Source organism: Vreelandella sp. 162(4c), assembly GCF_058152265.1.
This window is the reverse complement of record NZ_CM176981.1, coordinates 1,361,858-1,383,792: the sequence shown is the minus strand read 5'-3', so window position 1 is coordinate 1,383,792 and position 21,935 is coordinate 1,361,858. Positions and strand designations below refer to the sequence as shown.

20 protein-coding genes are annotated in these 21,935 nt (G+C 52.4%); 14 read left to right on the top strand and 6 right to left on the bottom strand.

Going from position 1 to position 21,935, the window contains the following annotated elements; translation table 11 throughout:
* Nucleotides 1-66 precede the first annotated feature (66 nt).
* The 3 genes from AC4EYZ_RS06275 (at nt 67) to AC4EYZ_RS06265 (ending at nt 3,159) form a co-directional block, all read left to right on the top strand.
* Nucleotides 67-591 (top strand): sigma-70 family RNA polymerase sigma factor, encoded by a 525-nt coding sequence (locus AC4EYZ_RS06275; RefSeq protein ID WP_342583927.1) that lies wholly within the window; start codon nt 67-69, stop codon nt 589-591.
* 9 nt (nt 592-600) lie between these two features.
* Nucleotides 601-1,587, top strand: a complete 987-nt coding sequence (locus AC4EYZ_RS06270; RefSeq protein ID WP_474191579.1) for a FecR domain-containing protein — start codon at nt 601-603, stop codon at nt 1,585-1,587.
* A gap of 84 nt (nt 1,588-1,671) precedes the next feature.
* Nucleotides 1,672-3,159 (top strand): TonB-dependent siderophore receptor, encoded by a 1,488-nt coding sequence (locus tag AC4EYZ_RS06265; RefSeq protein WP_474191578.1) that lies wholly within the window; start codon nt 1,672-1,674, stop codon nt 3,157-3,159.
* A gap of 2 nt (nt 3,160-3,161) precedes the next feature.
* Here the strand turns inward: AC4EYZ_RS06265 and AC4EYZ_RS06260 are convergent, their stop codons facing one another.
* Nucleotides 3,162-4,154 (bottom strand): IS30 family transposase, encoded by a 993-nt coding sequence (locus tag AC4EYZ_RS06260; RefSeq protein ID WP_490203942.1) that lies wholly within the window; start codon nt 4,152-4,154, stop codon nt 3,162-3,164.
* A 91-nt stretch (nt 4,155-4,245) separates the two neighbouring features.
* On the opposite strand from AC4EYZ_RS06260, the gene AC4EYZ_RS06255 reads away from it, so the two are divergent.
* The 4 genes from AC4EYZ_RS06255 to AC4EYZ_RS06240 all read left to right on the top strand — a co-directional run bounded on the left by AC4EYZ_RS06255 (nt 4,246) and on the right by AC4EYZ_RS06240 (nt 7,268).
* Nucleotides 4,246-5,184, top strand: a complete 939-nt coding sequence (locus AC4EYZ_RS06255; RefSeq protein WP_490204175.1) for a TonB-dependent siderophore receptor — start codon at nt 4,246-4,248, stop codon at nt 5,182-5,184.
* 20 nt (nt 5,185-5,204) lie between these two features.
* Complete coding sequence (locus tag AC4EYZ_RS06250; RefSeq protein WP_490204174.1) at nt 5,205-5,543, top strand: hypothetical protein; 339 nt, start codon at nt 5,205-5,207, stop codon at nt 5,541-5,543.
* 84 nt (nt 5,544-5,627) lie between these two features.
* On the top strand, nt 5,628-6,620 hold the full coding sequence (locus AC4EYZ_RS06245) for an IS30 family transposase (RefSeq protein ID WP_490203942.1): 993 nt from the start codon (nt 5,628-5,630) through the stop codon (nt 6,618-6,620).
* Nucleotides 6,621-7,268: an ABC transporter substrate-binding protein gene (locus tag AC4EYZ_RS06240; protein WP_490204282.1), complete on the top strand. Its 648-nt coding sequence runs from the start codon at nt 6,621-6,623 to the stop codon at nt 7,266-7,268.
* 29 nt (nt 7,269-7,297) lie between these two features.
* Here AC4EYZ_RS06240 and uxaC read toward each other — a convergent pair whose 3' ends face one another.
* The 4 genes from uxaC to AC4EYZ_RS06220 all read right to left on the bottom strand — a co-directional run bounded on the left by uxaC (nt 7,298) and on the right by AC4EYZ_RS06220 (nt 13,043).
* A complete protein-coding gene (gene uxaC, locus AC4EYZ_RS06235) occupies nt 7,298-8,707 on the bottom strand; it encodes a glucuronate isomerase (RefSeq protein WP_490204173.1) in 1,410 nt (469 codons plus the stop codon).
* Nucleotides 8,708-8,781: 74 nt separating this feature from the next.
* Nucleotides 8,782-11,157, bottom strand: a complete 2,376-nt coding sequence (locus AC4EYZ_RS06230; RefSeq protein WP_474191665.1) for a glycoside hydrolase family 31 protein — start codon at nt 11,155-11,157, stop codon at nt 8,782-8,784.
* A gap of 61 nt (nt 11,158-11,218) precedes the next feature.
* On the bottom strand, nt 11,219-12,517 hold the full coding sequence (locus AC4EYZ_RS06225; RefSeq protein WP_009287127.1) for a TRAP transporter large permease: 1,299 nt from the start codon (nt 12,515-12,517) through the stop codon (nt 11,219-11,221).
* 1 nt (nt 12,518) lies between these two features.
* Entirely contained in the window at nt 12,519-13,043 is a 525-nt protein-coding gene (locus tag AC4EYZ_RS06220; protein WP_009287128.1) for a TRAP transporter small permease, read from the bottom strand.
* Between the two features lie 223 nt (nt 13,044-13,266).
* Between AC4EYZ_RS06220 and AC4EYZ_RS06215 the strand changes: the two genes are divergently transcribed.
* From AC4EYZ_RS06215 to AC4EYZ_RS06195, 5 genes are all read left to right on the top strand, one after another.
* Complete coding sequence (locus AC4EYZ_RS06215; protein ID WP_041158114.1) at nt 13,267-14,250, top strand: TRAP transporter substrate-binding protein; 984 nt, start codon at nt 13,267-13,269, stop codon at nt 14,248-14,250.
* A gap of 23 nt (nt 14,251-14,273) precedes the next feature.
* Nucleotides 14,274-16,079, top strand: a complete 1,806-nt coding sequence (locus AC4EYZ_RS06210) for a glycoside hydrolase family 2 protein (RefSeq protein WP_474191666.1) — start codon at nt 14,274-14,276, stop codon at nt 16,077-16,079.
* 18 nt (nt 16,080-16,097) lie between these two features.
* Nucleotides 16,098-16,826 carry an FCD domain-containing protein gene (locus AC4EYZ_RS06205; protein WP_027959959.1) on the top strand — a complete coding sequence of 243 codons (729 nt, stop codon included), beginning with the start codon at nt 16,098-16,100 and terminating at the stop codon, nt 16,824-16,826.
* Nucleotides 16,827-16,868: 42 nt separating this feature from the next.
* Entirely contained in the window at nt 16,869-18,041 is a 1,173-nt protein-coding gene (gene uxuA, locus AC4EYZ_RS06200) for a mannonate dehydratase (RefSeq protein WP_280112778.1), read from the top strand.
* 155 nt (nt 18,042-18,196) lie between these two features.
* Nucleotides 18,197-18,811, top strand: a complete 615-nt coding sequence (locus tag AC4EYZ_RS06195; protein ID WP_280112777.1) for a LysE/ArgO family amino acid transporter — start codon at nt 18,197-18,199, stop codon at nt 18,809-18,811.
* A gap of 29 nt (nt 18,812-18,840) precedes the next feature.
* Here AC4EYZ_RS06195 and ltaE read toward each other — a convergent pair whose 3' ends face one another.
* On the bottom strand, nt 18,841-19,848 hold the full coding sequence (gene ltaE, locus AC4EYZ_RS06190; RefSeq protein WP_474191668.1) for a low-specificity L-threonine aldolase: 1,008 nt from the start codon (nt 19,846-19,848) through the stop codon (nt 18,841-18,843).
* 114 nt (nt 19,849-19,962) lie between these two features.
* Between ltaE and AC4EYZ_RS06185 the strand changes: the two genes are divergently transcribed.
* Together AC4EYZ_RS06185 and speG are read left to right on the top strand one after the other, a co-directional pair.
* On the top strand, nt 19,963-21,183 hold the full coding sequence (locus AC4EYZ_RS06185) for an NAD(P)/FAD-dependent oxidoreductase (protein WP_474191669.1): 1,221 nt from the start codon (nt 19,963-19,965) through the stop codon (nt 21,181-21,183).
* A 75-nt stretch (nt 21,184-21,258) separates the two neighbouring features.
* The gene (gene speG / locus AC4EYZ_RS06180; protein ID WP_474191670.1) at nt 21,259-21,810 is read left to right on the top strand and encodes a spermidine N1-acetyltransferase; all 552 of its coding nucleotides are present in this window, start codon (nt 21,259-21,261) and stop codon (nt 21,808-21,810) included.
* Nucleotides 21,811-21,935 lie beyond the last annotated feature (125 nt).

The window sequence follows — 21,935 nt, the reverse complement described above, 5'->3', positions numbered from 1 at the left end:
ATTGTTTGCGTCTAGTTTTGCCCCTTTTTTGGGGCAGTTGGCACGGGCAATCAATGGCAACGGGCGATGGTATCGATAAAGCAACAGGGCGAAAGCGAGGTTCCATTCGACGCCCTCTATCACAATCATCATAGCTGGTTGCGGAGCTGGTTGAGCGCCAAGCTGGGCTGTTCTCATACCGCTGCTGACCTAGCGCATGATACCTACCTACGCATACTGGCGCGGGGCACTACGCCAGCGCCCGAACAGTCACGCCGTTTTTTGACCCAGATCGCCAAAGGGCTGGTCGTCGACCATTACCGCCGTCGGCGAATCGAAACTGCCTATTTGGAAACTCTCAGTCTGCTTCCAGAGACACACGCGCCTTCTCCCGAGGAGCAAACACTCACTATCGAAGCGCTGGTAGAGATTGATACGCTGCTCCATGAGCTTCCTGACAAGCCTCGCCGGGCCTTCCTCATGTGCCGCCTGGATGGCCAGAGCTACCAAGACATTGCCGAGACGCTGAGTGTCTCGGTCTCTTCGGTAGAGAAATATATCGCTCGGGCGCTGCTGGCCTGCCACCGCGCGATAAGCGAATCTCAACCTTAAGTGAATGCTATGAGCCGCACGTCAGCCGACGCTTCCCATGAGGCCATTGATCCTGCCGTGCTGGAGCAGGCCAGCCTGTGGATGGCACGACTATGGAGCGACGACATCAGCGAGGCCCAGCGCGAGGCTTGCCTGGCCTGGCGACAAGCGTCGCCGGAACATGAGCGAGCCTGGCAGCAGTTGCAGGCGATTGATGGCCGGCTGGCTGCGTTGCCGCGTCACGCTGCCCGTAGCGAGCTGTTTTCGTCTTCCCAGGTCTCCCGGCGGGGCTTGCTGCAGTGGGGCGGCTTGGCCGTGCTGTTAGGCGGGCTGGGGTTTGGGCTACCGCGTACGCCCCAGTGGCAGCGTCAGTTCGCCGACTACGCCACCGGTATTGGCGAGAGCCGCGAAGTGACGCTGAGCGATGGCACTCATCTGGCGTTGGATACCGATACCGCCATCGACATAAGGTTCGATGCTCACCAGCGGCGACTCCACCTGCTACGTGGCGGAGTGTTGATTACCACAGCAAAAACACCGGACGCCCGGGCATTCAGCGTTATGACGAAGGAGGGACTATCCTATCCGCTGGGAACCCGCTTCAGTGTGCAGCAGCATAATGACAGCACCCAAGTGGCCGTTTACGAAGGGCGGGTGGCTCTGGAGCGGCGTGGAAGCGATGAACGGACGACACTGGATGCTGGTCAGCAGGCTGCCATGAGCGCCGATGGAGTAACGCCACCGGCGCCCTTGGAACCCGCTGGGTTAGCCCGCTTTCAGGGGCGGCTGGTGGCCGAAGGCATGCGGGTTAGTGAGGTGGTCGAGATATTGGCCCGCTATCGCCATGGTGTAGTGCGCTGCGCACCAGAGGTGGCCGACCGGCGGGTGAGCGGCGTGTTCTCGCTGCAAGATACCGACCGCGCCCTGGCTAGTCTTGCCGATGCACTGTCATTAAAGGTGGTCTACCGAACGCCATTTTGGGTCACGGTCATGCCGCGCAGCGACGGCGAAAGCTAAGAAGAAAAATGTCAGAAAACATTGAGGGATTCTCGTTCTCGTTCGGAAGAGAAGATGTAGACATAAAAATCAACGGGGATCTTCATGACGACGCAGCAAGCGCACTCACGCTTTATCCGAACGCCTTTGGCCCGCGCCATTCAATACAGTCTACTCGCCAGCTGTTTGGCTGGCCTACCCGCAACGGCGCTTGCCCAGCAAGAAGCAGGGCAGAGTGCCGCCGCTCAGCAACGCTATTCCATCGAAGCAGGACGACTCGATACGGCACTAAACCGTTTCGCGGTCAGTGCAGGCATCGAGATTGCCTTCGATGCCACTTTGACCGCTGGCAAGCAAACCGCAGGGCTGCAAGGTAACTATGGAATAAACGAAGGTTTGGAGCGCTTGTTGGCAGATACCGGCCTTGTACCAGTGCGCAGCGCTGAGGGTAGTTATCGGTTGGAAAAGCGGGCGGCTGATGTGGCGTTGACGACGATGCAGGTGCAAGCCGACTGGATACGTGAGACGGCCAGAGGGCCAGTAGAGGGTATTGCCGCCACTCGTAGCGCAACAGGCACCAAGACCGGTACGCCTATCATTGAGACGCCACAGTCCATCTCAGTTGTAAGTAGCGAAGAGTTTCAAAATTATGGTGCTCGAAATTTCAATGAGGCATTGAGTTACACAGCTGGTGTATCAAGGCAGGAAGGTGCTGATCGCACTACTGAATCACTAAGAGTGCGCGGGTTCACCGTTGATAGATCCTATCGTGACGGCAGCAAATACCAAGCTAATCTTTATGATGGTCAGCAAGAGCTTTATGGCCTTGAACGACTGGAGGTGTTAAAGGGCCCATCCTCTATTCTTTATGGGGTAGCTGCCCCCGGAGGCATGATCAACGCCGTCAGTAAACGCCCCACTAGCTCCCCTCTGCGCGAAGTGAATGTTGAGGCGGGCAGTTTCGACCGTCGCCAAATATCTGCTGATTTCTCCGATGCTCTGGATGAGAATGGTGTTTGGTCATATCGCCTGACCATGCTGCATCGGGATAGCGATAGTTTTATCGACCATGTGCCGGATGACCGCACCTATATTGCTCCAGCGTTGAAATGGCAGCCAAATGAGGATACCTCGCTCACTCTGCTGAGCGAGTATCAGCGCGATCAAACAATCTATGTGTATGGGCTACCCTCCAGCGGGACCATTCTTACTAACCCGAATGGTGGCATTCCCCTGGAGCTTTTCACCGGAGAGCCCGGCTATGATGAATACGATAACGAGCGCTATTCGATCGGCTACTTACTCGAGCATGACTTCTCTAACAACCTCCACCTTCGACATAGCCTCCGCACTTTCCGATCCGACCGGACTTACGATTCTATAAGTCTCGGCCAAAGTAGCGATCAGCGGATTTATGCCCGGAGCGCCCAGGATCGCCGTGATGCGTCATCGGCCTTGACCTCAGATACCTCCTTGCAATACGACTGGGAGGCTGGAAATACCACCAACACCAGCTTGATCGGAATAGACTACATACGACAACGCCACGAAACCGAGCGCTACAACCGCACAGCGCCACCGCTTAACCCCTGAATTCAAACATTAAGCGCAGCACCCGCGGTTTCCAGCGCTCCTGAATACTCTCCCAGGAACACTTGTGCCGGTGTCCGATACCCCAAGCGTTTTCTGGGGCGATTATTCAGCTTGGCAACGACTCGCCTCAGTGCTGAGTCGCTCACCTTTCGGAAGTCCGTCCCTTTCGGGAAATATTGGCGAATCAGTCCGTTGGTGTTTTCATTGGTGCCACGCTGGCATGAGCGGTACGGGTCGCAAAAATAGGTCTTGGCCGAGACGGCCTTGGCAACCTGTCGGTGCTCGGCGAATTCCGAACCGTTATCCAAGGTGATGGTCTGCACTGCACCTCGGCGTGGTTTTAATAACCGGGTCATCGCTTTGGCCGTTCCTGTGGCCGTGATTGTCGGCAGGCGCGCTGCCAAGAGGTATCCGCTGCGTCTCTCGACCAGGGTCACCAGGCCGGATTCTTTGTGGCCCTTGAGCACCGTATCGCCTTCCCAATGGCCGATATGGCGCCTTTCTTCCACTTCGGCGGGACGTTGTTCAATACCTACCCGGTGTGGAATTTTGCCCAATCCCGCATGCTTGGCCAATCGGCGCTGATAGCGCCGCTGGTGTGGTAAGCGGAGTCGCTTCCATAAGTCGCCGCCGTGTTTCTTGTCGTCCCAGATTAACGCATAGATCCACTGATGGCTTACGCAAACGCCGTTGGCATTCGCCATGAAGCCACTAATTTGCTGGGGGCTCCATTCGTCCATCAGTTGATCAGTGACCCATCGAATTAGGCTGGGCAGTCGCTTCGTCACTTTCCAGGCGCTGCGTCGACGCTGATCACTTCTCAATTGAGCCTGCTCAGGCGCATAGCCAGCAGTAAGCCCATTGCGCTTTATCTCCCGGCTAATGGTGCTGCTGTGAACCCCAATAGCCTTGGCTATCTGTCGCTGGCTGATGCCAGTCTCGAGGTAAGCGAAAATTTGGTATCGTTGGGCCTGGGTCAGTTGTCGGTATCCCATTCTCTGCTTCACTTTGGTCGGTAAAGTCGAGAGGGTACCGGCGCTGGCCCTCCTTCCTCTACTGTGTGATCCAAAGTGCTGCGGTTATTCTATGAATCCAGGCCTCTTTGATCCTGTTTACGGCAGTGAAGATTTCGGCGAACCGGTGCCTTTTGCATGGTCATCCAAGCAACGCAGCGAGCAGGTTGGCTTGTATGCTCAAAATCAGATGAAAGTCGCCGACAAGTGGGTTCTCATGTTAGGAGGGCGTCAGGACTGGACTGAATCTGAGACCTCTCCCTACTTTGGCCCCACAGTGTGGAGTAGTGAAACGGATAATGCTTTCACTGGACGTGTAGGGGGTGTCTATCTTGCCGATAACGGTTTGGCGCCCTTCATTAGCTATAGCCAGTCGTTTGAACCTACCAGCGGCACCGACCGTAACGGCAATCAATTCGAGCCCACGCGAGGAGAGCAATATGAACTGGGCGTTCGCTTTCAGCCGGAAGGGTGGGATACCATGCTCACCGCCACCGCCTATGAGCTGACACAGGAAAACGTCAGCGTCACCGATCCGGTGGACACCAGCTTCCAGACACAGATAGGGGAAGTACGTTCACGTGGTGTCGAATTGGAAGCGAAGACGGCACTAGGCCCCAACGCCAACTTGGTAGCAGCCTACACCTACACTGATGCGCGTACAACGAAAAGCAGCCCCGTTACGCCAGATCAGGTGGGCAGGAGAACGGCCAATACACCCTATAACCAATTCTCGCTATGGAGTGATTATCGCTTTGGCGATTTCGGCCTGCCGGGGTTGAAGGTAGGAGGTGGAGTTCGCTACGTAGGCCCAACCCGGGCGACTTGGGTAGAGGGAGAAGTGCCGTCGTTTACACTTGTCGATACGCGAGTGAGTTATGAAACCGGATCTTGGGTGTATGCATTGAATGCCACCAATCTCACTGACAAAACCTATATCGAGTCCTGCACTTATGGATGCTTCTATGGTGAACCGAGAAGCATTGTAGGCTCAGTAAGTTATCAGTGGTAACGTCATTACCAAGAGTGACAATGGCAGGCGGCTTCACCGCCTGTCATTGTTTTATAAGAGCCAAAATAGAAAATATATTGATGATCTATATGGGTAATTTTCTACCATCAGGCCGTATAATTTTTCTCCTAGTTATATTTTTACCGCTACTCGTCTCATTCGCTAACGCTGAAGAGTCCAAAAAGCTGGTCGCTTTTGACTATGCCATTGCAGATACACTTTCTGCTTTGCAACAGCCTCCTTTAGCGATGGCGGGCTTGGCACAATATAGGCGCTTCTACCGAGAGCCCTTACTGCCTGACACCCGGGAGCTCGGGAATAGGTTTCAGCCCAATTTTGAACCTGGATTCATAGAATAACCGCAGCACTTTGGATCACACAGTAGAGGAAGGAGGGCCAGCGCCGGTACCCTCTCGACTTTACCGACCAAAGTGAAGCAGAGAATGGGATACCGACAACTGACCCAGGCCCAACGATACCAAATTTTCGCTTACCTCGAGACTGGCATCAGCCAGCGACAGATAGCCAAGGCTATTGGGGTTCACAGCAGCACCATTAGCCGGGAGATAAAGCGCAATGGGCTTACTGCTGGCTATGCGCCTGAGCAGGCTCAATTGAGAAGTGATCAGCGTCGACGCAGCGCCTGGAAAGTGACGAAGCGACTGCCCAGCCTAATTCGATGGGTCACTGATCAACTGATGGACGAATGGAGCCCCCAGCAAATTAGTGGCTTCATGGCGAATGCCAACGGCGTTTGCGTAAGCCATCAGTGGATCTATGCGTTAATCTGGGACGACAAGAAACACGGCGGCGACTTATGGAAGCGACTCCGCTTACCACACCAGCGGCGCTATCAGCGCCGATTGGCCAAGCATGCGGGATTGGGCAAAATTCCACACCGGGTAGGTATTGAACAACGTCCCGCCGAAGTGGAAGAAAGGCGCCATATCGGCCATTGGGAAGGCGATACGGTGCTCAAGGGCCACAAAGAATCCGGCCTGGTGACCCTGGTCGAGAGACGCAGCGGATACCTCTTGGCAGCGCGCCTGCCGACAATCACGGCCACAGGAACGGCCAAAGCGATGACCCGGTTATTAAAACCACGCCGAGGTGCAGTGCAGACCATCACCTTGGATAACGGTTCGGAATTCGCCGAGCACCGACAGGTTGCCAAGGCCGTCTCGGCCAAGACCTATTTTTGCGACCCGTACCGCTCATGCCAGCGTGGCACCAATGAAAACACCAACGGACTGATTCGCCAATATTTCCCGAAAGGGACGGACTTCCGAAAGGTGAGCGACTCAGCACTGAGGCGAGTCGTTGCCAAGCTGAATAATCGCCCCAGAAAACGCTTGGGGTATCGGACACCGGCACAAGTGTTCCTGGGAGAGTATTCAGGAGCGCTGGAAACCGCGGGTGCTGCGCTTAATGTTTGAATTCAGGAATACCTAGCGTCGTTGGAGCCTGATGCTATTCTAATATCGCCACCGGCCCATTTGAATTTAGAGAATAAACTTTCCAGTATTGCTGATGTAATAAAAATCCCGCTATTTGGAGAAAACTTAAATATTTGGCAGAACCTTGAACAACTTACTAGAAAAGTAGGGGAGCTGAACGATCAGCAACAGCTGGCCCAAGAATTAATTGAGTCTGTCCAAACTAGGCTGGCAGTAATAGCGGCACAGATTGCAAGGCCTGTAGACCCCCTGTTGGTTGTAGAAATTCGAGACGACCGACATGTCCGCATTTATGGGCATGGAAGCCTGGAAGATATGGTTATCACTCAGTTGGGATTGGAAAATGCCTGGCAAGGCCCTACTAACGACTGGGGCTTCAGCACATTAACCATTTCAGAGGCGTTTCAATTAGAAGGTAGGTTCATTCTGCTTCACCCGACTTACTCTCAATACTTAACTGATTCAGCCTTGCCAACGTCGGGGCTATGGCAGCATTGGTTGGATGATACCCCGGTCAATATAGAAGTAAATTATTGGCCATGGGGAGGGTTCCCCTCAGCCCTCCGTTTCGCCGAGTCGCTTGTTGAAGCCTTGGAGGCGCAAGCGCCCCCTAATGCTGCTGGCTAATCGCACTACTAAATCATCATGTATTTAATTCATTCAATGAACCAGCGGCGGGCGTTGTGGTAACAGATATCCGCAATGATCTCATCAAGCATCTTGTGATCATTCGGTGCCAGTCCATCAGTAACCCAACGCCCGACGATACGGCATAGCAACCTTCGGAAGTATTCATGCCGAGGAAAGGACAAGAAGGAGCGACTGTCCGTTAGCATGCCGGTGAAGGTAGACAACAGGCCCATTTGCGCCAGATGGTTCATCTGGTTTTCCATGCCGTCGAGTTGGTCATTGAACCACCATGCAGTCCCCGCCTGTACCTTGCCTGCTATGCCACCGCTTTGAAAGTTACCCGCTGTGGTGACGATGATGGGGTTTTTACTGGGATCCAGCGCATAAAGAATGGTGCGCGGTAGCTCATTGGTGCTATCCATGCGATCCAGCAATTTGTTTAACGGCTCGGCAATGGGCGTATCTTGAATGGAATCAGCACCTGAATCGCTGCCAGCCGCCGTTAATATTTGCGTACTGTTATTACGCAGTGGCCCTATGTGAAGTTGCATCACCAAATCAGCCCGCGCGTACCCACGGCCAAGCTCTACCAATACGGCCATACGGAAGCTCTCTGCTTCCTTTGGCGCTAAGGCTTTGCCCTGGCGGCCTTTTCCAAGAATGGCATCAAGCTGGCTAGCGCTTAGCTCATCGGCCTGCTCTAGCTGGCCAATACCGTGGTCGGCGGCACGGCAGCCGTTGGCAATGAAATACTCCAGGCGATCCGTGAGTGCGCTTACCAGATGTTCGAAGGTACTGATGGGCTGTCCGGTCAAGGTCTCCAGTTTTTCAAGGTAGGCGCTGAATCCCGAACCTTCGATGGCCAGCGCGCGATCCGGGCGAAACGTAGGCACCATGGTAAGCCCGTCTTTGTGTGGCGAGGCAGCAAACGCTTGGTGGTGCTCAAGACTGTCGAGCGGGTCATCGGTGGTGCCAATGAGTTCGACCTTCATTTTTTTTAGCAAGCCCTGGGCGCGGAACTCAGGCTGGCTCAGCATTGCTTGCGTGCTTTGCCAAATCTCCTCTGCGGTATCGCTGTTGATCAATTTGCCCTCATCACCAAAGTAGCGCCACAGTTCGAGATGGCTCCAGTGGTGCATGGGGTTGCCAATTGCCTTAGGCAGAATCTGGGCAAACGCCAGAAACTTCTCTTTGTCTGTTGCGCTACCGGTAATATGAGATTCAGGGACGCCCGCCCAGCGCATGACACGCCACTTGTAGTGGTCATGGCTCAGCCATAGATTGCCCAGGTTGTCCCAGCTGCGATTGTGAGCCACTTCTTCGGGCGGAAGATGGTTGTGGTAGTCAATAATCGGCAAGTCCGCAGCTACATCATGGTAGAGGCGGCGTGCTGTTTCTGTATCCAGCAAGAAATCAGTGTGTAGGTAATTATTCATAGAAAAGCCTTCTGGTTTACCATTTCAGCGATAGCGGCTCGTGCAAAAGCGCCAAAGTAATGTGTTATCGCTGCTCACGACGCTTCTCCCACGGTGATTAGCCCGCCATGCTCTATGACGCGACCACCGTAGTTCAAGGGGCGATTTTCACCTGCTGGTAGCACTATATTGAGTTGTGAAAAAGGAAAAGGCATATCCCCAGCATGGCTGATTTGCAGTTCCAAACTATGCTCATCGCCGGTAAGCAGCAGAGTGGTGATGCAGTGCGGGCCATCTTTGGACTCGCCGTCATCATCGTAAATCAGTGAGGTGCAGGAAAACGATCCAGGCTGTGGAAACAGTGCCAACGTTCGGCCAACTTGCGCCTCCGGCGTTGCTTTTATGGCCTCATTAGCAAGCGGCAGTATTGATCCAGCCTTAACAAACAGCGGCATATCCGCCAATGAAACCGGCTTCTCTAACCATGTTCCTGGGGCATGCAGTTGGCCTGTCCAGTAGTCCCACCATCCTGCATGGTTGTCGGGCAGATAGATGCGCCGCTTATCTGCGCCTTGCTCAACTACAGACGCTACGAGTAGGTCTCGACCTAGAAGGAAATCGTCGGTGTCTGCATAGGTCTGTGCGTCATTCTCGTGATCGAGAAAAGTGGGCCGTAGCATGGGTTCATGGTTGTTGACCGCCTGCCAAAGGCAGGTATAAAAATATGGCAACAAGCGGTAACGGAATTGGATAGCGGCACGGATGCCGTCGGCAACGCTGGGGTGCGTCCAAGGCTCGGTCACAGAGCCATCGTTATTCCAACTGTGAATGGAGAACCGGGGGTGAAAAATGCCGTTCTGAACCCAACGGAGTAAAAGCTCTGGCCCAGGCTGGGGGCCAGCAAACCCGCCGACATCATGCCCAATGTTGTAGATTCCCGAAAGCGACAGGCCCAGCCCCATGCGGATATTCCAACGCAGGCTCTCCCAACTGGTTTTGTTGTCTCCCGTCCAGGTCTGGGCAAACTGTTGTAGGCCAGCACAGCCTGAGCGGGTCACCACGTATGGGCGATGTTGGGGCGCATGTTGTGACTGCGCCTCCCATGAAGCATGAACCATCAACAGCGAATGCAAGGGCCGTATCAGCCCCACCTCGACCTCTTCACCAAAGCCAACGCAGCGAGCGCCATGATCCCACACTTCAAATTCGTTGTTATCATTCCAAGTGGAAGTGATGCCGAGGTTCAGCAGTTGTTGAGTGACGTTCTCTTTCCACCAACTGAGCGTATCGGGATTGGTGAAGTCGAGATGAGAGCCTTCATCGTCCCAGAAGCTTGAAAGCTCCGGTGTGTCAGATTCACTGTCTTGGATAAATAATTTATTGTTTGCCACTTCTGCGTAGCGCGGGTGGTTCCTTAACAAGCAGGGCTTGATGTTGGCGATCAATCGCACCCCGGAATCATTAAAGGCTTTCGTCAACGTGGTTGGATTGGGCACCTTGTCGTTATTCCAATGAAACACATAACGCTTATCTTCAATGGAGGTGTAACCCGAAGAAAGATGAAAGCTGTCGCAGGGGATAGCCTCGTTCTCCAGCTTTCGCAAAAAGCCGATGAGCTGATCCTGAGCGTCGGGTGCATCAGTATAGGCCATGGTTGACCCGGAATAGCCCAGCGACCAGCGTGGCGGAAATGCCATCCCCCCGGTTAAGGCCAACTGGCTCTTCACCAGGTCTAGAAGCTGTGGAGACCAGCGGAAATAGTAATCCAGGTCGCCATCATCGGCGGTAAAGGAGCGATAAGGGGCGTGGTAGTTATCAAGCTCCTGCCCTATGTTCAATACACAGGTGTTCAAAGTGTCGTAGAAGATACTAAAACTACCGGTGGACGCGGTTTGGGTAAGGGTGAACGGCAGGTGTTTATACAGCGGGTCGGTGCGCTCTGCGTCATACCCCATAGCGTCTAAACTGCGCATTTCGAAACGCCGCCCCGTCCGCTCCAACAGCCCGGCTTTTTCGCCCAAGCCATAAACCCGCTCATCGGGGTGCCGACGTAAATAGTGGGCGTGGGCATGGTTCTTAACGCCCAGCATATAAGCGCCGGTGGGTCTGTCTTCAGTTAAATACTTCCAGCCCTCATCCACGAAGGCTTCCCACCTAAAATGCAGCGGCTGAGAGACGATGAGCCGTAAGGCATCGGTCTCGATCTGCAACTGCCCATCCGACCACCCAAGCTTGTACTGGGGACAACTGAACCCCGTCACCGAATCACGTGAGCGCCCCTTTGGTAAGGTGTGGCCATCCGGGTTTACCGTCCATGAGCGGTTAAGGCGCCATGCACCATCTTTTAGCAGCCGCACTCGGAACAATTTGTTGTCTAGAATGTTGATGCAGATTAAATGTCTATCGTGCACTCTCAGTTGCACTGTCGTGTCGTCGTGGTGCTCCAGGCGCCAGTTTTTTAAGGTTTTCATTGTTTATCCTTTGATTCCTGAATTCAGGATTTAACGGTGGTCATCACCTGGAACCAACTCGTTAATAACCTAAAATAAGCTGGGGCAAAAATAAGCTGATTTGTGGAACGAAGGTCACCAGTAGAACAATGGCTATCAAGACTAAATAAAATGGCAGGATGGGTTTCATCACTTGACCAATACTCACGCCACTGATGGAGCAGCCGACAAACAGTGCTGAGCCCACTGGCGGGGTACAGATACCGACGCAGAGATTGATCGTCATGATGATGCCGAAGTGAACCGGGTCTATACCGATATCCTGCATCACTGGCATAAGGATAGGGGTGAAGATAAGCAGTGCCGGTGTCATATCCATAAAAGTACCAATCACCAGCAGTACGGCGGTAATGCACAGTAGAATGATGATCGGATTATCAGATATACCGATCATAAAAGAAGAGATCGTTAAAGGTATGTCGCCGAATGCCATAGCGCGGGACATGGCAATGGAACAGCCGATTAAAAATAATACGATAGACGTTGTGACGACCGAGTCGATAAAGATCTTGGGGAGATCCGTTACCCCTATTTCTCTGTACCAACATAAAGACAGGAACAGTGAATAAGCAACTGCGATCGCTGAGGCTTCGGTCGCCGTAAATACGCCACTAATAATCCCGCCAATCACCACAACAATAAGGCCTAAAGGTAATATCGCCCGGCGTACTGCTGATTTAACTTCGGCAAGGGAGGGTTTCTCCGCGACGGGGTAGCCCTTTCTTTTAGATATGATCCCTGCCACCACCATCAGGGATAAGCCCATGATGATACCGGGGATATAACCCGCCAAAAAAAGCGCGGCTATCGACGTGCCGCCAGTAATCAGCGAGTAAACAATGAGTGTTGTGCTGGGAGGAATCAACAGACCCGTAGGACAAGAGGTGACGTTAACGGCTGTCGAAAAAGCAGGATCATAACCCTCCCGCTTCTGGATAGGAGCCATTACGCCCCCAACGGCCGCCGCTGACGCAACGGCTGAGCCGGATAAAGCGCCGAACAGCATATTGGAAATGATATTGACGTGGGCAAGCGAGCCGGGAAGCCTTCCGGCAAGCACTTTCGCTAAATCGATAAGGCGAAGTGCGATGCCGCCTCGATTCATAATGTTGCCAGCCAAAATGAAGAAGGGGATGGCTATTAACGTAAAGCTATCAAGCCCCGACGCTATTTGCTGGGCAACAATGCTGAGGGATTGGTCGACGCTCATGAATAGCAGGAAGGTGAGTGTCGCAGATACGCCAATCGCGAACGCAATGGGTATGCCTAAGACCATTAAAAGCGCGAACGACCCAAAAAGCACCAGGACGGTTATATTCATATTAATCTCTCTCTTGTGGAGCAGGTGCTTGTTGCGGATCGATAGTGAAGCCGCCCTCCGACTTAGGGTTAAGCCAAACCCGCCCTAAAAAGATAAAACAGTAAAAAATGATGATTAGCCCGGAAGCTGGAATGGGACCATATACATAGCCCATGGGGAGTCTCAACGTGGGGGTGATTTGGCCCGATGCCAGCGTTCGGGAGACCATTTGCCAACCACCCCAAACCATTACAAAGAAGGCAAAGCCAGCCACGATTAACAGTATGAGTGTATTAAGTAACTGACGTGAGCGGCCGTTTAAGGCAAGAGGCAATATATCAATGGCGAGATGTCGAGCTTGGCCAAAGGTGTAAGCACCTCCAAGTAGCGCTAACCACATGAACAACAAGCGAGCGATTTCACTTGTCGCTGTGCTTGGGGTGCCTAGTACGTACCGGGATAATACTTGCCACGTCACACTGACGACGATGATCAACAGTATTAAAAACACAGACGTGCCAAGCACATAGTCCATTGTGCGTTTCATACGTAAGACCTCTGGTTTTATTTTTGTGTATGGGTGACTAGCTTCTTACTCCCTAGTCATTGTGCAGAGAGTCGCTTCTACTCTAAAAGATGTCAACCAATTTGTTTTATTGGTTGACATGATATAGTCGGTAAGCCATCTTGCATCTGTAACTTAGAAAGTGAGTGCCTCAATGATAGTCGGCTTTCACAACAACAAGCATAACAAGCAGGAGAAACAGCTGATGACAACAAAAGCCTTGCGACACACGGCTCTAATCAGTGCGGCGCTGTTCATGTCAGCGGCCTCAGCTCAAGCCCAGACACTGCGGCTGAACCACAATAATCCTGAAGACCATCCTACTCATGTCAGCATGCAGTACATGAGTGAACGTCTTTCAGAGCTCACCGATGGTGAACTGGATATCCGCATTTATGCCAACGCACAGCTTGGCTCGCAGCGTGAATCCATGGAGTTGGTACAAAACTGTACATTGGATATGGCGCGCAGCAATACGGCCGAACTGGAAGCATTCGAGCCAATGTACAGCGCCATGAATTTACCTTTCATTTTTGAAAGCGAAGAGCATTTTGAACGGGTCATTAACGGAGATATTGGCCAAGATATTCTTAACGCGTCACGTGATAAAGGATTCATAGGGGTTGCCTTTTTAACCGAGGGGGCTCGCTCCTTTTATGGTGACCGGGCCATTCAATCGCCAGCAGACCTAGAGGGTCTGAATGTAAGAGTACAACCAAGCCCATCAGCGGTAAGAATGGTTGAGCTGTTGGGAGGCAATCCGACACCTATTGATTGGGGCGAGCTTTACAGTGCGCTGCAGCAAGGGGTGGTCGAGATGGCAGAAAATAACCCAACGGCCCTGACGAACGCGCGTCATGGCGAGGTAGCAAGCCATTTTTCGCTTGATGAACATACCATCATCCCATCCGTGGTCGTCATCTCCAGCTGCGCCTGGGATCGTATGTCGGAGGATCAGCAAGCGGCGATGAGACAGGCGGCATCAGAGGCTCAGGCATTCCATTCCGATTCCTGGAATAAAGCGGCAATGGCAGCATTGGAAACCGCAGAGACTGAGATGGGGGTTGAGATTAATGAAGTAGATAAAGCGCCCTTTATTGAAGCGGTCATGCCTATGCACGATGAAGTGGCCAACCAATCTGCTGAATTGGCCGACCTAATCAGCCGAATCAAGGCAGAGGCTAACTAAAACCGCTGCAGGGGAGGTGGGAGATGCTAGAGCGATCATCCTTGGCTGAGAATGCCCTAACGTCGTTACATGACGAAGAGTACGACGTGCCGTTGAATCTGCAAAATCTGAACCACTCCACCATGGTGTTCACGAAAGGCCGCACGTCAACGTCGCTTAACGGCAGTTGGAATTTTTGCGTGGATTTGCTTGATACAGGTCTGCGTCAAAAATGGTATGAAATGCAGCCGGCCAACCCTGTCGATCGCGTTGAACCCTGGGACTACGACCCATTTATGGGTGAGTCCATCCCGGTGCCCTCAAACTGGGCCATGTTAAAGGAAAAATGGTACTTCTTTGAGGGCAGTGCTTGGTACACCAAAAAGCTGGCTAACAAACGGGATAGCGCCGCTGAATCAGACCAACGCTACATCCTTAGGGTCGGTGCGGCTCAGTACGACTGTAAAGTATTTCTTAACGGAAAATTCCTAGGCAATCACTATGGCGGCTCGACGCCCTTCTACGTTGAGTTGACGGATGACCTTGCCGAAGAAACCAATTGGCTGATGCTGTGTGTCAATAATACCCGTACGCTGGATCGCGTCCCGATGCGCAATACAGACTGGTTTAATTACGGTGGCGTTTACCGCGAGGTCGAGCTCTTTAGCTTACCCAGAGAATTCATTCGCGATATGTTCATTCGCCTTTCTCAGGATGGAAGGGCGATAGAGGTTGATGTAGTTGTTGATAGCGCTGTTGATGGCCCCAGCATTCACCATGCTCACCTTGAGATACCTGAATTAGGAATTGCTCAAAAGATTAACATTGAACATGGCAAAGGTACTTGCCGAATAGCAGCAGAGCCAGAGCGATGGTCGCCTGAAAACCCACGCCTATATAAAGTGGTGCTGACGGCTGGTGAAGACCGTATCACTGACAATGTTGGATTCCGCTCCATCGTTCGCCAAGGGGTAGATATTCTCCTAAACGGCGAGCCTATCTGGCTGCGCGGCATTTCTGTCCATGAAGACGACGACATCCTAGGGAAAGTGACGTCCGACGAAGACATTCGCAGACGGCTCGCTCATGCGAAAGAGCTCGGGTGCAATTTTCTTCGCCTCGCGCACTATCCCCATCATGAACGCGCAGCTGAACTAGCCGATGAGATGGGCTTTTTACTGTGGCAAGAAATTCCCGTTTACTGGGCCATTGACTTTGATAATCACAACACGCTTAAAGACGCTAAAAACCAACTCATTGAATTAATAAAGCGTGATCGCAATAGGGCTAGCGTCATTATTTGGTCGATTGGTAACGAGAATCCAGATACGGATAGTCGTCTCTCTTTTATGCGAGACCTGGCTGAAACTGCACGCTTGTATGACCCCACGCGCTTAGTCGCCGCAGCGTGCCTAATTAATCATGCAAAATTGAAAATTGAGGATCGGTTAGTCGACCATTTAGACGTTATAGGCATTAATGAGTACTACGGTTGGTACGATGAAAACTTCGACGACCTGTACGCCATCGGAAAAAATTCCGACCCTGATCGCCCCGTCATCATTTCTGAAACGGGGGCGGATGGCGATAACTCGTCTCAAGGCCCATCTGAAGGCCTGTTCAGCGAAAAGTATATGGCGGATGTTTACCGGCGGCAGATCGATACGCTGCAAAAATTAGCGTATATCAAAGGCATGTCGCCTTGGATTTTATACGATTTTAGAGTTGAGCGAAGACAAAATATCTTCCAGAGAGGATTCAATCGAAAAGGGTTAATTGCTGCTGATAAATCTACAAAAAAAGAAGCATTTAATGTTCTAGCTTCTTTTTACCACTCTATAAAAGGTTAAAAATGGAAATGAAATCTAATGCATAAAGGTTTACGGCGTTACCAGGAGCTGGCTCGCGACTTAAAGATTTTGATTCAGCAGAAAGGGTATAAAGTCGGCGATCGTATTATGACTGAGCGTCAGATTTCAGAGGCTTTGAACGTGGGCAGGTCTGCCGCACGCGAAGCCATACTCATGCTTGAAATTGAAGAGCTGGTTGAAGTGAGAAAAGGGTCTGGCATCTATTTGCTTTCCGACAGTCGCTCGGTAGCACAGCCTGTTGTGGATGATATAGGACCGTTTGAACTGTTACAGGCAAGGCAGCTTTTGGAAAGCAGCATCGCCGGCTTTGCCGCGGTGTCAGTCACCAAAAACGATATTGTACGCATGCGGGAAGCGCTTGATATGGAGCGCAAGGGCATTGAAGAAAAGAATAACGACTACTCCAGTGATGAACTATTCCATCGCCTGATAGCAGAGGCCACGCAAAACAGTGTACTGGTCGATATGGTTTCTGAACTGTGGGCCAAAAGAGACCAGAGCTTGATGTGGGCCAGACTGCATGAGCGGATATTTGATACCAACTACCGAGAAAAATGGCTAAAGGATCATCAGGATATTCTCTCTGCACTGCAGCTAAAAGATGCCGAAGGGGCGCGTAAGGCGATGTGGGTTCATTTAGATAACGTCCGAGACACCCTAATGGAGCTTTCCGACGTGGAAGACCCGAATTTTGACGGTTATCTGTTTAACAAGAGCACAATTTAATAAGAGCATTATTTAACACTAATAATACGGGGGAGAAGATTGATGAAACATACATGGCGCTGGTTTGGGCCGGACGATCCAATCAGCTTGTCGGATGTACGACAAGCGGGCTCGACTGGTGTTGTGACGGCTCTGCATCACTTACCGAACGGTTGTGTGTGGCCCTTGAGTGAAATCATGGAGCGTAAAGCTATTATCGAAGCTGCTGGGCTTGAGTGGACAGTAGCAGAAAGCATTCCAATACATGAAGATATAAAGACTCACGCCCATGGTTGGGAAACACTGGCTGATGCCTGGGCAGAAAGTGCCATTAACCTTGCCGAGGCTGGCATAAAAACCATCTGTTACAACTTTATGCCGGTTCTTGATTGGACCCGGACGTCCTTGCGCCATGAGTTACCTGATGGCGCCTTATGCTTAAGGTATGACGCGCTTAGCGTCGTCGTTTTTGATTTGCTTATACTGCAGCGCCCCGGCGCAGCGTCAGATTATGACGAGAAAACGCAGGAATCAGCCCGGGCTCGCCTATCTGAAATGAACGCAGATCAGGTTGAGGAGCTAACGAATACTATTATTGCTGGCCTACCCGGCGCTGAAGAAAGCTACAGTCTCGATAGCTTCAGCGAGCGGCTCGCTGCCTACAAAGACATTACCGCCGAGGTTTTGAGAGAAAACCTCGCTTCGTTTCTCTCAAGAGTTATCCCAAAGATAGCGCATACCGGCGTTCGATTAGCGATTCACCCAGACGATCCACCGTATTCTCTGTTCGGGCTGCCGAGAGTGGTCTCAACCGCTCAGGACTTAAGAGACATTGCGAATATGGTTGATTCGACGGTAAATGGCTTCACGCTCTGCTCTGGATCATTGGGCGTACGAGCTGATAACGATGTGCCTGCAATATTGCAAGAACAGGCGGATAGGGTGCATTTTTTACACTTACGCAATACCACCCTGGAAGCAGATGGGGCCAGTTTCCACGAAGATGCCCATTTAGAGGGTGATACCGATATGGTTCGCCTAGTCGATATCATTCTGGACATTGAAGCAAAAAGGGGCGAACAACTTCCCTTCCGCCCAGACCATGGTCATGCGATGTTGAGTGATTTGCGCAGCGACTTTAAGCCTGGCTACCCGGCAATCGGGCGTTTGCGCGGCATGGCGGAAATTCGTGGTGTTGAGCGTGCGCTTCAGTTCAAACGCTCGAGCAAATCATAGCCTTGGAATCAAGATAGATAGGCTGTGTGTAAGGGTGTGAGTATAAGAAAAACTAATACCCCATTAGCAGGATGATTTTTAGCAATCAGCATTCCCAGTTACTTTATTGCCAGATTTATTGACGCGACGCTAATTCCGGCAATGAGGGCAGGGCAATGTGGGAAAGTTATATTACCGGGCTGGTGGTGTGCGGCGGAATTATCATGGCGATTGGGGCGCAAAACGCCTACATCCTAGGGCTGGCTATTCGTCGTGAGTACCACTGGTGGTCGGCAGGTCTGTGCATGAGTGCGGATATTATACTGCTCACGGCGGGGATGTTTGGAGTAAGTGCTTTTCTGCTGACGATGCCCAGTGCGTTGGAGGCTATGCGCTGGATAGGCGTAGTGTTTTTAAGCTGGCTGGCGGCCCAGGCATTATTTAGAGCCTGTAGCGGACGGCAAGGGTTAAGCGCTGAAGCCGGAAAAGCGCGCAGCTTAACCAAAGTGATTTTCGCCACTCTTGCCGTCACCGTGCTTAACCCCCAGGTATATCTGGATACGCTGCTGTTGATACCCGCCATTGGCGCCCAGCAGGAGAGTGCCGGTGTTTTTGTAGCGGGAGCATCTACTGCCTCCATCCTCTGGTTTAGCCTGCTGGCCTGGGGGGGCGCTGCGCTTTCGCCTTGGCTTTCAAAACCCATCGCATGGCGCATTATCGATGGCCTGATTGGCTTGATGATGGCCGGCATCGCCGTGCATCTTGCTTTAGGGGCATCCTCTCTTAGCTAAGCCGCTTACTGGTTGATAGCGGCTCGTTTTTAATGACGACTAACGTAGGCCTCCATCACCGCGATGACTTTGTCGATATCCGCGTCATTAACATCGCGATGCGTAACGAACCGCGTAGCGTAAAGCAGCTCAATCAATATGCCGTGCTCTTTTAGCCAGGCGGAGAGTGGCTTTACATGCTCATCGGGGAAATGCGCGAACACCATATTAGTTGCTTGAGCGGTGATCTCGACCCCTGGCAGCTTTGCTAAGCCCCCTGCAAGGCGCTCTGCACGACGGTGGTCGTCAGCTAAGTCCGCCACGTGATTATCTAACGCATACTGGCAGGCGGCGGCGATAATGCCTGACTGGCGCATGCCACCCCCCACAACTTTACGCCAGCGCCGAGCGCGGTCGATCAATGCTTGTGAGCCCACCAGTGCCGACCCTAATGGCGTACCCAGGCCTTTTGAGAAGCACAGCGACACGCTATCGAACGGCAGGCAGAGCTGCTTGAGCGAGGTGTCGGTAGCGACAGCGGCATTGAATAAGCGCGCGCCGTCTAAATGCGTTGCCAGGCCACGCTCGCGGGCGAGCTCAGTGGCTCTTAAAACGTAGTCTGTGGGCAGCACTTTGCCGCCAATGGTGTTTTCTAATGCCAGCAGCTTAGTACGCGCAAAGTGAAAATCGTCGGCTTTAATCGCGGCACTGATTTTTTCCAGTGGCAGCGTGCCATCGGCGTCATTCTCAATAGGCTGTGGCTGAATGCTGCCTAACACCGCTGCGCCACCGCCTTCATAACGATAAGTATGGGCTGACTGCCCAACAATGTACTCATCGCCACGCTCGCAATGGGCCATTAGCGCCACTAGGTTGCTTTGTGTGCCACTAGGAAATAGCAGCGCCGCGTCTTTGCCTGCCTGTTCGGCCAGATTTGCTTGAAACGCGTTGACCGTTGGGTCATCGCCCCACACATCATCGCCAACCGGGGCGGCCATCATGGCGTCTTTCATGGCAGAGGTCGGACGAGTCACCGTATCACTGCGTAAATCAATCATGCGCATCTCCTTTATTGTGTGGAGCAATCACTCGGAAGCGTTTTCTCAAGCAAGTTCTGGGGAACCATCTATGGTTAACAGCATACTGCAAGTCTCTCAAGCAAAGGCAAACAGATGGATCTGAAAAGTGGTTATCCCTTTTGGGCAGTCAAAAATGGCCTGTTGAAAACCTTTCCTCAGCTGACTCGCGATCATCAATGCGAGGTTGTTGTGATTGGTGGCGGTATTACGGGGGCATTGATTGCTGATGAGCTAAGCCGCAATGGTCACCATGTGGTGGTGCTTGAACGCCGGGATGTGGGGTGGGGCAGTTCAGCCGCCAGTACTGCTTTGCTGCAGTACGAAATTGACACCCATATGACAGAGCTAGCCGAGCGCTACGGGGAAGCCGATGCAGTGCGTGCTTACCGCGCCTGTGCAGAGGCCATTGGTGAGCTTGAGTCCCTGGCGGCAGGGCTGGGCGATGTGGACTTTGAGCGTCAGCAAAGCCTTTACTATGCCAGTAGCGAAGAGGATGTCGCATCGCTTCAGGAGGAGTTGGCGCTGCGCCAAAAACACGGTTTTGAAGCCGAGTGGGTTGAACGCGAGGCTATTTTGGCGGAGTACGGTTTTGAGGCACCCGGCGCTATTCTTACTCAGCTAGCCGCCACTATTGATCCTTATCGCATGGCATATCAGCTGTTTTCCAGGGTGGTCGAGCGTGGAGGAGAAGTATATGACCGCACACAAATGGAGACGATGACGCCGGATGATCAAGGCGTCACGCTCACGCTCGCCAATGGTGCCAAGCTGCGTTGTCAGTACGTGGTGATGGCCGCAGGGTATGAGTCGCAAGCCTGGCTGCCAGAAAAGGTGGCCGTCAATCGCAGCAGCTATGCGCTGATCACCGACCCGCTACCGCCAGAGGCATTGGGCAAACTGCGCCACACCATGGTGTGGGAATCATCGCGCCCCTACCTATATATGCGCACTACCTGTGATGGGCGACTTCTCGTAGGGGGAGACGACGACGATGAAGATATTCCCAAGCGCCGCAATGCGCGGGTAGAAGAGAAGGCCGAAGGGTTAACAGCTAAAATAGAAACGCTATGGCCTAAGCTCGATATCAACCCAACATTCTCTTGGGGTGGCACCTTTGCTGAAACCGACGACGGCCTGCCTTTTTTCGGCCCGCATGACGCCCTAGGCCCACGCGTGCATTTTGCTATGGCCTACGGCGGCAACGGCATCAGCTATAGCATGATAGGTGCCAAACTGCTGCGAGCGCTTATAGAGGGTAGAGAACACCCTTTGGCAGAGCTGTTTTCATTTAGGCGACTGGCCAAAATAGCCTAACCTAAATGCAAGAACCGGATAGCGAACAAGCTTAAAACGAGTATCCTGAGTGGATATTCATAAGGATAGCGGGCAATGGGCCACACACTTTATTTGCGTGCACTGGAGCGCAACGACCTGCGCTTTGTTCATGAGCTAAATAACAACCAGAGCATTATGTCGTACTGGTTTGAAGAGCCTTACGAGTCATTCGATGAGCTGGAGGAGCTGTATAACAAGCATATCCATGACAACGCCGAACGGCGCTTTGTCGCGGAAGATAGCCATGGAAATGCCATTGGTCTGGTAGAACTGATTGAGATCGACTACATCCATCGCAGCGGCGAATTTCAAATCATTATTACCCCAGAGCATCAGGGCAAAGGGTTTGCCCGAACGTTAATTCGCCAAGCGCTGCATTACTCGTTTACCATTTTAAACCTGCACAAGGTATACCTCATTGTGGCGGTGGAGAACGTTAAAGCGATTCATCTTTACGAGGAGAGTGGCTTTATAGAAGAGGGCCACTTGGTGCAGGAGTTCTTTATCAATGGCAAGTACCGCGATGTAAAGCGGATGTATATCTTGCAGGAAACTTACCTTGACCAGCTAGACATTGTTGAAGACCCCGACAAAAGCTGGTCGTAAATGATCAAAATACGCCTCGCTGAAACGAGGCGTTGAGCGGCGTTGAACCAATATGGCGTTTGGGGACTTAACGCAGGTAATCTTTAATAGCGTCAAGTGCCGCACGCTGCTGGCGTGCACGCTGT